Genomic DNA, 1025 nt, shown 5'->3' with positions numbered 1-1025 from the left:
CTTTGCAATTGAATGGATTAAAGTAGGAGAAGGAGAAAAGCTTGATGAAACTAACAGATGAAGCCATACTCAACAGATTTACGCCTAAAGATTATCGAAGCTAAACACAAGAGTAAGGAATCAATTGGGCAACTAGCTGAGCGATTTGGGGTAAGTTACAGTTTTGTCAGTCGGCTATTGAAGCGTTATGAAGCGACAGCAAGTGTAGAACCGAATCCTCATGGAGGAGGAAAACCTCCCTTACTCAACTCTCAACAAATAGAAATACTAGAGCAATTAGTCGAAGAAGATAACGATGCTACTTTACAGGAGTTAAGCGATCGCTTAACCGAAAAAATAGGTGTAAAAGCTAGTCTTGCTACAATTTGTCGTTTTTTACAAAGATTAGAGCTAACCAGAAAAAAAAAGACTCTACACGCTAATGAAGCCGAATCAGAACGAGTGCAAAATTTGAGAAGTCAGTATTGGGTAACAATTGGCAAAGTCCAGCTCAAAGATTTGGTTTTTATTGATGAGACTGGAATAAATTTAGCTATGACTCGTCGCCATGCTAGAGCTAAAAGAGGCAAGCGAGCTTACAGTAAATGTCCTTATAATCGCGGTAAAAATATTACCATGATTGGCGCAATTTCTACTTCATGTTTTTTAGCCCCTTTTACGTTTGAAGGCTGGACAAATCAAGAAGCATTCCTTACTTATGTTACCCAAGTACAAGGACGCTGAACTTTGGTCAGGAGCTTGTGTAGTCATGGATAATTTACCTGCACATAAAGCTATAAAAGTTAGGGCAGCCATTGAATCTGTTGGAGCTTCAGTTAAATTCTTGTCTCCTTATTCCCCTGATTTTAATCCAATTGAGAATTGTTGGTCAAAACTGAAAGAATTTTTAAGAACTCAAGAATCTCGTACTTATGAAGAACTTAACTCTTCTATTGATAAAGCTATCAATTTAATCACAGACAAAGATATAGTCGGCTGGTTTACTCACTGCTGTTATTTTGTTCCATCCAATTGAAAATTGCTAT

The 1025-nt window shown here is 37.4% G+C and carries 2 protein-coding genes; both read left to right on the top strand.

Going from position 1 to position 1025, the window contains the following annotated elements; all coding sequences use genetic code 11:
- The first annotated feature begins 57 nt into the window (after positions 1–57).
- Positions 58–723 carry an IS630 family transposase gene (locus AC2VE5_RS28740; protein WP_486890916.1) on the top strand — a complete coding sequence of 222 codons (666 nt, stop codon included), beginning with the start codon at positions 58–60 and terminating at the stop codon, positions 721–723.
- Positions 724–748: 25 nt separating this feature from the next.
- A complete protein-coding gene (locus tag AC2VE5_RS28735; protein WP_486890915.1) occupies positions 749–1015 on the top strand; it encodes a transposase in 267 nt (88 codons plus the stop codon).
- The last annotated feature ends 10 nt before the right edge of the window (positions 1016–1025 follow it).

Source organism: Aliterella sp. E5.1, from assembly GCF_057473825.1.
This window is presented reverse-complemented; position numbering and strand designations above follow the sequence as displayed.